Source organism: Acidithiobacillus sp. TH-A35, assembly GCF_057473505.1.
On sequence record NZ_JBYCKR010000119.1, the window covers coordinates 1 to 4,639 of the forward strand.

Consider the following 4,639-nt stretch of genomic DNA (forward strand, 5'->3'; position numbering starts at 1 on the left):
GGACTATTGCCTTCAAGGCATGCCCCGGCAAAATCACGGACGAAGAACTGGAGCAGGAGAAGGGTGGGAGCGGTTTGCGCTATTCTTTCGATATCAAAAATGGCAAAGTCACCCATGAAGTAGGCGTCGATGCTAAAACCGGGGCCGTTCTGGAGAACTCCACCGAAGGCGCGCATCCGGATTGATCACTGGCATTGCGAGAGCCCCGCTCCCTTTTTGGGGGGACGGGGTTTTTGGGGCGAGCAAAGTCACCGGGAATATACTGGGACCATCTTATGCGCATTCTCCTTGTCGAAGATGACCGAATGATCGGCGAAGCCATTACAGTGGCTCTGCAGGATGCGGCTTATGCCGTGGACTGGGTGCGGGACGGCGAAACCGCATTGCGGGCCATCGGCAACCAGGAGCACCAGGCGATATTGCTGGATCTGGGTCTGCCCAAACTGGACGGACGCGATCTGCTGAGAAAGCTCCGGGCCACTGGCAGCACCTTGCCCGTTATTATCATTACTGCCCGCGATGCGCTGGCGGACCGGGTCGATGGCCTGGACCTCGGCGCCGACGACTATCTGGTCAAACCTTTTGAAATGGATGAACTGCTGGCCCGTTTGCGCGCCATCATCCGCCGGCAGGGCGGGCAAGCTACTTCGGTACTCAGCAACGGATTGCTGCAACTCGACCTGAGCACCCGTGAAGTGCAGTATGGCGATGCACAAGTCCTGTTGACTGCCCGGGAATTCGCATTGCTGCAGGCCTTGTTGCTGCGCCCCGGCACCATTCTCAGCCGTGCCCAGCTCGAAGAGCGCTTATATGGCTGGAATGAAGCCGTGGAGAGCAACACCATTGATTTTCTGATCCACGGTATTCGCAAAAAACTCGGTGCGAAGGTCATCAACAATGTCCGTGCGGCGGGTTGGATGGTTGCGCGCCAGCCATGACACGTTCTCTGCAAGGCCGTTTGTCCGTCGGATTGAGCATGGCTATTGTGTGTATGGGTTTACTGGCCGGCCTGGCATCGTTCGGGCTCGCCTTTGATGAGGCACAGGAATACCAGGATGCGTCCTTGCGGCAGATCGCGGTCCTGATCCCCCCGGAACATTGGCCGACCGTGGAAAAGCCCGTTGCGACCCCTCTGGATGTGGATCCCGATGCGCGCATTGTGGTGCAAGCTTTAACGACATCCCAGCCGTTGACCGCACCTTTGCTCAGGCTCCCGATTCACCTGAGCAGCGGCTTCCACACGGTGGACGTGGCCGGCCAGAACTGGCGCGTTTTTGTCCGTCGGGTAGCGCCGGGTAAAAAACTCGCCGTTGCCCAGTCTACCGATGTCCGCAGTGACGCCGCTTTCGATAGCGCTCTGCGAACCCTGATGCCACTTCTGCTGCTGGTGCCTTTGCTGATCGTATTCGCCCGCTATCTGGTCCTGCGCAGTCTGGCACCCGTGCATGCCCTGGCCCTGGCGGCAGATGCGCAGAACGCAGAATATCCCGAGCCTTTGTCGGTAAGCGAGGTGCCGGAGGAAATCGCCCCCTTCCTGCGTGCCATCAACCGCCTGCTGGAACGGGTCAGGCTGCTGATGACCCAACAACGCCGTTTTGTCGCCGACGCCGCCCATGAACTGCGGACACCTCTGACAGCACTCTCGCTACAAGCGCAGAATCTGGAACGGGCGGAATCCCTCGCCGAATGCAAACAACGCCTGCTGCCTCTCAAAAGCGGCCTGGAGCGATCCCGTCATCTGCTCGATCAGTTGTTGAGTCTGGCCCGTCAGCAGGCGGCAATGGCAACGCATCAGCCGGTGGACCTTGCCGCTATCGCCCGTTTGGTAGTGGAAGATCTCTATCCGCTGGCGGAGCAGAAAAACCTGGATTTTGGCTTGGAGCTGGAGGGCGCGGTGTGGGTAGAGGGGACGGAAGCGGCGCTGCATAGCCTGATACGTAACGCCGTCGACAACGCCCTGCGCTATAGCCCGGAAAACGGTGAGGTGACCATCCGAATCCGTAGCGATAGCGAAGAGGGTGTCGTGGAAGTCATCGACAGTGGTCCGGGCATTCCTCCAGAGGAATCGCATAGAGTATTTGATGCATTTTACCGCTTGCCGGACAGCGCGGAAGGCGGTAGCGGTCTGGGTCTGACCATCGCTCGTCATATTGCCGATCAACTCGGCGGACGAATAACACTCAGCTCGCGGAGCGACCGGCAAGGACTGGTTTTTATGTATCGACAGCGCCTTGTCACGTCTCCTTGAATCATAAAACATTGTGGCCCTGAAGGGTTATGAAGTGAGTAGTGGAGGGAGTGGTCTGCATTCGCTAAGTTTGCCCTAATTCAGGGGTGAGATAATCACCACCGGTTATCCAAAGCGGCAAACAGATAGTCCTGTATCACCCCTCACGGAGCGCAGGGATTATGTTTTTGAGTCTATACCGGGCGGTCCTGAGTGGCCTTTTGTTGCTGCTCGCAGGTTGCGCGAGTTATCACGCCGAGCCCTTGCAGACCCGCCTGCCAGCTATGGCGAAGGTGGAGCGGGAAATGGCTGCTGCCCTGCGCCACAATCATCCCGCCAGCGCCCACCCGGTAAATCTGCACGCGCCCCTGTCCGGCGAAGATCTCGGGGAAATCGCGGTGTTGCTCAATCCGGGCTTGCGGGCGATGCGGGCACAAATCGGCGTTGCCCAGGCGCAGGTCTTCGCGGACGGCCTGCTGCCCGACCCGCAACTTTCCCTGAGCGCCGACCTGCCCAGTAATGTGGCTGCTGGCTACACTAACGCCTACAGCATGGGGCTGAGCTGGAGTCTCGCCAGCCTGTTCACCCGCGCTGCGAATCTGCATATTGCCCGGGCGCAAGAACAATCGGTACAGTATCAGGTGGCCTGGCAGGAGTGGATGGTGGCCAACCAGACGCGGATACTGGCCCGGCAACTGTATTATCTGCAGAAGCAGGAGACCGTATCGCAAACGGCGGCGACTACTACGGACCAGCTCTACCGGATCTCGGTTCAGAATCTCCGGTTGGGAGACGCCACCATCACCACCACTTCGTTGCGGCAAATTGCTTGGCTGGACAGTCAGGACCGCATGCTGGCGCTGCGCCGGCAGGTGACTGCCGTGCGGCAGAATATAAATAAAGTGATGGGGTTGCCGCCGAACATGCGGCTTTCCCTGCGGGCGCCGCAAACGCAGCCGGATATTCCCGATGCCGCCCGTCTGGTTACCCTTGCGGATGCCCACCGGCTCGATTTGCTGGCGTTGCGCGCGGGCTATCAGGCCCAGGAAGCGCGGGTACGGCGTGCCATCCTCGGCCAGTATCCGGGATTTACCATCGGCATCTCCAGGGCGGCCGATACCTCGAATATCCAGACCATCGGCCCCAGTGTCAGTCTCGATATCCCGCTCTGGAACCGCAATCGCGGCGTCATCGCCGAGTCCGAAGCCACCCGTGCGCAATTACACGCCGCCTACACCGCCCGCCTCTTTCAGACCCGTGCCGACATCACCGCGCTGGTGGCCGATCTGCACCGGTTGCGCCAGGAAATTACCCCGCTGGAGCAGCAGGTGCCGCAATTGCAAAGAGCCGAGCAGCGACTGCGGGGTGCGGCGGCGGAGCATAATGTGACTTTGATCGATTATGAGGCAGTACGCAGCCAGGCCCTTGCCAAAAGCCTGCAATTGCTGGCCCTGAAGCAGGCTTATGCGGAACAGCAGGCCGCCCTGGAAATGGCGGCGGGTCTGCCCTGGCAACAATGGAGAAAACAGCGGTGATGCGACGGATATCGGGATGGCTGTGGGCTATTTTAGGGCTGGGGCTCAGTGTGCTGGCACTGCCGGCGACGGCGGAGGTCTCGGCCCTGGTGCAGTTAACTCCCGCGCGGGTGATGCCCCTGGCGGAGCATTTGCGGGCTTATGGTACCGTAGAATTCGCGCCGGAGGGCGGTCGGACCTTGTCGCTGGAAGCGGAGAGTCTGGTCAGTCAGGTACAGGTGGCGAATGGCCAGCGGGTCCGTCAGGGAGAAGCGTTATTGCGGGTGGTCCCTTCCATTAATGACCAATTGCAGTTGCAGCAAGCGCAGATCGGCGTGCGTTTTGCCCTCACCGACCAGCAGCGCCTGGAATCCCTGCGCACCCGGCAACTGGCGACCAATGCGGAGGTGCAGGCGGCGCAGCAAACCCTCGCCAAAGCGCAAGCCACCCTCCACGATCTACAGGCGCGTCTCAAGACCCTGCAAGCGGGTGTAGTGCGTGCGCCCATCAACGGCGTCGTCGAAACGGTATCTGTGCACCAGGGCGATCTGGTTCCCGCCGGTCAGCCTTTGCTGCGCCTGAGCACGGGCAATACGTTACGCATACTGCTGGGTGTTGAGCCGGAAGATCTGCCCCGCGTCAAAGTGGGTGATGCCGTGCAGCTCCATCCTGTTTACGGCGACCAGTCCCCGTTATCGGGCAAGATTCAGCAGATCTATTGGCAAGTCGATCCCAAAACACGCCTTGCCCAGGTGGTCGTCCCCATGCCCGCTACCCCCAGTCTGCTGCCGGGGGCCATGGTCCGTGCGGGGATCGTCCTGGGACGCCAGAAATCTCTGGCTATTCCCGACAGCGCTGTTTTGCAGCAAGGCGGCCGGTCCTATTGTTTTGTGGATGT

The 4,639-nt window shown here is 60.3% G+C and carries 5 protein-coding genes; all 5 read left to right on the forward strand.

Annotation, left to right across the window (positions count from 1 at the left end):
- The coding region (locus AC2VNK_RS04260) for a PepSY domain-containing protein (protein ID WP_486882940.1) at positions 1-185 on the forward strand (185 nt) is incomplete at its 5' end.
- A 90-nt stretch (positions 186-275) separates the two neighbouring features.
- The gene (locus AC2VNK_RS04265) at positions 276-938 is read left to right on the forward strand and encodes a response regulator transcription factor (protein ID WP_486882941.1); all 663 of its coding nucleotides are present in this window, start codon (positions 276-278) and stop codon (positions 936-938) included.
- On the forward strand, positions 935-2,248 hold the full coding sequence (locus AC2VNK_RS04270) for a sensor histidine kinase (protein ID WP_486882942.1): 1,314 nt from the start codon (positions 935-937) through the stop codon (positions 2,246-2,248). The genes AC2VNK_RS04265 and AC2VNK_RS04270 overlap by 4 nt, the downstream gene beginning before the upstream one ends.
- Positions 2,249-2,409: 161 nt before the next feature.
- A complete protein-coding gene (locus AC2VNK_RS04275; RefSeq protein WP_486882943.1) occupies positions 2,410-3,762 on the forward strand; it encodes a TolC family protein in 1,353 nt (450 codons plus the stop codon).
- Positions 3,762-4,639, forward strand: an 878-nt coding sequence (locus AC2VNK_RS04280) for an efflux RND transporter periplasmic adaptor subunit (protein WP_486882944.1), incomplete at its 3' end; no start/stop codon positions are given. The genes AC2VNK_RS04275 and AC2VNK_RS04280, both read left to right, overlap by 1 nt.